The sequence below is a fragment of the Aeromonas sp. QDB30 genome (assembly GCF_027707645.1).
GTDB lineage: Bacteria > Pseudomonadota > Gammaproteobacteria > Enterobacterales > Aeromonadaceae > Aeromonas > Aeromonas caviae.
Genome location: NZ_JAPCIY010000144.1, coordinates 1 through 3009 on the forward strand (window position 1 = coordinate 1; position 3009 = coordinate 3009).

Genomic DNA, 3009 nt, shown 5'->3' on the forward strand with positions numbered 1-3009 from the left:
CAAGCAGCGAAAATCGATACAGAACAGGACCTTAGAAGGAATTTCAAATGAAGTGTTTTCTTAAGGTCCTGTATATGTGTTGTGATTAACTCCTGTGAATACAAGCCCATGGCGTTAGAATGCCCTTTCCCAGGCGACTTTCTTCGCCGTTGCACAGGACGCGCATCATGGATCTGTTGGCAAGTCTGCACTTCTCTCTCTCCATCACGGGCCCCATCTGTCTGGTGCTGGTACTCGGCATCTGGCTCAAGCGGCTGGGTCTCTTGCCCGACAGCTTCGTCGAGTCAGCCTCCCGTCTGGTGTTCCAGGTCACCCTGCCAGCTCTCTTGTTTCTGAGCATGGTGCGCACCGATTTTTCCACCATGCCGAGCCCCTGGCTCATCCTCTACGGCCTGCTCGGCACCCTCGCCGGTTTCCTGGTGCTGGAGGTGCTGGCGGCCCGTTTCATCAGCGAGCAGAAACTGCGGGGCATCTTCGTGCAGGGCAGCTTTCGCGGCAACATGGGGATCATGGGGCTGGCCTATGTGCAAAACGCCTACGGCCCGGAGGGGATAGGGGCCGCCGCCCTGCTGGTGGGCTCCATCACAGTGCTCTACAACATCCTCGCGGTGATCACCCTGACCCGCAGCCTGGGGGGCGGAAAGGGGCTCACACCCATACTCAAGGGGATCGTCAAAAACCCCCTCATCATCGCCATTCTGGCGGCCCTGCCCTTCGGTCTGCTCGGCATCGAACTGCCCCAGCTGGTTATCAGCACGGGCAACTATTTCGCCAACATGACCCTGCCACTGGCCCTGCTCTGCACCGGTGCCAGCCTCAACCTCAAGGCCCTGCGCGGCGGCGCCATGCTGACCGGCTGGGCCACGGTCAACCGGCTGTGCTGCATCCCCGTGCTGCTGGTGCTGGGGGCCTGGGCGCTCGGCTTCAGCCCGCAGGCCCTCGGCATCCTGTTTCTCATCAGCTCTACCCCCACCGCCGCCGCCAGCTATGTGATGACCCGTGCCATGGGCGGTGACAGTGCCCTCGCGGCCAACATCATCGCCACCACCACCCTGGGCTCGCTCGTCACCACCAGCCTGGGGGCCACCCTGATGAACTACCTGGGACTGATGGGGTGATGGGGCGCCGCCATGATGCACGACCCGGGGTTGACGGGATCGGCATTCGCCCTTGACCTTGCCGGAGGCGGCAGCTTTAGGCTGATTGCACATCGACAGAGGAGAGAGCCCATGACCATCGAACTCACCGTTACCGGCATGTCCTGCGGCGGCTGCGCTGCCAGCCTGCAAAAGGCCTTGCTGGCTCAGCCGTCAGTCCGCACCGCCACGGTCGACTTTGCCAGCCGCCAGGCCGTCATCGAGAGTGAGCTGAGCAAAGCCGAGTTGATCGCCCTGATCGAGGCGAGAGGCTTTCAGGTAGAGTGAATTATCACTTAATTGGTATAAATCAGACTAATATTCTGTTTAATTCTTTTTATTGGTGAGAGTGATCACTTAAATCCCGTTTGAAAAGAATAAAAATGCTGCAATTCCCTCATCCAAAAGGATTGCAGCATGACCCTTCCCATTCGCAAGACCCTGATCGCCGCCGTACTCGGCCTGACCCTCTCCCCCATGGCCATGGCGCTGCCCAGCGTGCACATTCTGGCCACCGGCGGCACCATCGCCGGGGCGGGCCAGTCCGCCACCCAGTCCAACTACGAGGCAGGCAAGGTGGCCATCGAGACGCTGATCGCCGCCGTGCCCGAGATGAAAAACGTGGCCGACGTGCAGGGTGAGCAGGTGGTCAAGATCGGCTCCCAGGATATGAACGACGAGGTGTGGCTCACGCTCGCCAAGCGCGTCAACGCGCTGCTGGCCAGGGATGACGTGGACGGCATCGTCATCACCCACGGCACCGACACCATGGAGGAGACCGCCTACTTCCTCAATCTGACCGTCAAGAGCGACAAGCCGGTGGTGCTGGTGGGCGCCATGCGCCCCTCCACCGCCATGAGCGCCGACGGCCCCATGAACCTCTACAACGCCGTGGTGACTGCCTCCGACCCCGCCTCAAAGGGACGTGGCGTCATGGTGGCGATGAACGACACCGTGCTGGATGCCCGGGACGTCACCAAGACAAACACCACAGGAGTGCAGACCTTTGCTTCCCCCAACTTCGGCCCGCTCGGCTACATCCACAACGGCAAGATCGACTACCAGCGCAGCCCGGCCCGCCAGCACACCAGCAAGACCCCGTTCGATGTGAGCAAGCTCGACAAGTTGCCCCAGGTCGGCATCGTCTACAGCTACGCCAACGCCTCGGATCTGCCGGCCAAGGCCCTGGTGGATGCCAAGTTCGACGGCATCGTCAGCGCCGGGGTGGGCAACGGCAACCTCTACCACACCCTGTTCGACACCCTGGCCAAGGCGAGCAAGGACGGCATTCGCGTGGTGCGTTCCGCCCGCGTGCCGACCGGCTCTACCACCCTGGATGCGGAGATCGATGATGCCAAGTACGGCTTCGTCGCCGCCGAGACCCTCAACCCGCAGAAAGCGCGGGTGCTGCTGATGCTCGCCCTGACCCAGAGCAAGGATCCGGCCCAGATCCAGCGCTGGTTCCAGCAGTTCTGAGACCTCGGATCGGTCTGATTGACACTACCCCGTGAGATGAAGGGCAGGATGGGATCCTGCCCTTTCTTGTTGCGCCAGAGGCAGAGGCCGGCCCTCAGCTCATCATCAGCCAGCCGCAGAAACCCAGGTAAATCAGCCCCACCAGGGCGAGCCTGCCCGCCGTCATCCGCTCCCGACTGAACCCCCACCACAGCAGCGTGACCGCCAGCAGAGTGACCAGGGAGGAGGCCATCATGGTGCTATCCAGCAGCCAAGGGGTGAACAGCAGGCAGAACGCCTTGGGAATGGTGCCCTGGATCATCATGGCCCCCGATATATTGGGTTCATCGCGGCTTTCCGGGGAAGGCCGCCTTGATTTTCAGAAAAAAGTATTCTGAGTCCCTAAATCCATATGCCA

At 61.4% G+C, this 3009-nt stretch carries 3 protein-coding genes and 1 pseudogene; 3 read left to right on the plus strand and 1 reads right to left on the minus strand.

Features of this window, described 5'->3' with window-relative positions; genetic code table 11:
* The first annotated feature begins 167 nt into the window (after positions 1-167).
* The 3 genes from PG896_RS20645 to ansB all read left to right on the plus strand — a co-directional run bounded on the left by PG896_RS20645 (position 168) and on the right by ansB (position 2612).
* Complete coding sequence (locus PG896_RS20645) at positions 168-1118, plus strand: AEC family transporter (RefSeq protein ID WP_010675784.1); 951 nt, start codon at positions 168-170, stop codon at positions 1116-1118.
* Positions 1119-1229: 111 nt separating this feature from the next.
* A complete protein-coding gene (locus tag PG896_RS20650) occupies positions 1230-1424 on the plus strand; it encodes a heavy-metal-associated domain-containing protein (RefSeq protein ID WP_042864882.1) in 195 nt (64 codons plus the stop codon).
* Between the two features lie 129 nt (positions 1425-1553).
* A complete protein-coding gene (ansB, locus tag PG896_RS20655) occupies positions 1554-2612 on the plus strand; it encodes an L-asparaginase 2 (RefSeq protein WP_048208529.1) in 1059 nt (352 codons plus the stop codon).
* Positions 2613-2706: 94 nt separating this feature from the next.
* On the opposite strand, the pseudogene PG896_RS20660 reads toward ansB, so the two are convergent.
* A pseudogene (locus PG896_RS20660) lies at positions 2707-2931 on the minus strand (sodium:calcium antiporter); the annotation flags it as partial.
* Positions 2932-3009: the final 78 nt, after the last annotated feature.

Coding starts and splice junctions, on each gene's coding strand:
- PG896_RS20645 (WP_010675784.1), top strand. CDS start 168: ATGGATCTGTTGGCAAGTCTGCACTTCTCTCTCTCCATCACGGGCCCC.
- ansB (WP_048208529.1), top strand. CDS start 1,554: ATGACCCTTCCCATTCGCAAGACCCTGATCGCCGCCGTACTCGGCCTG.
- PG896_RS20650 (WP_042864882.1), top strand. CDS start 1,230: ATGACCATCGAACTCACCGTTACCGGCATGTCCTGCGGCGGCTGCGCT.